The 281-nt window shown below is 37.0% G+C and carries 1 protein-coding gene; it reads right to left on the reverse strand.

The window, feature by feature from the left end; translation table 11 throughout:
* Positions 1-281: transposase (locus SORDD16_RS10255; RefSeq protein ID WP_164966539.1), on the reverse strand; the 281-nt coding region annotated here is incomplete at both ends.

Consider the following 281-nt stretch of genomic DNA (forward strand, 5'->3'; position numbering starts at 1 on the left):
GAATATCGTCCTTTCTTTTTTGATGTTGAGAGCGATGAAAATCCTTTTTTTGAAGTTTTCAAAGTTCCGAAAACCAAAGGCATTTCGTTTGATGAGTTTAATGAGATTATTGGTCGCTTCTAATTTGGCGTTGGAATAGGGTAGTTGAAGGGAGTTGACGATTTTCTCTTTGTCCTTGAGAAAGGTTTTAAAGACGGTCTGAAAAAGAGGATGAACCTGCTTTAGATTGTCCTCAATGAGTCCGAAGAATTTCTCCGGTTCCTTATTCTGAAAGTGAAAAA

Source organism: Streptococcus oralis (assembly GCF_001578945.1).
GTDB classification, from domain to species: Bacteria; Bacillota; Bacilli; order Lactobacillales; family Streptococcaceae; genus Streptococcus; species Streptococcus oralis_Q.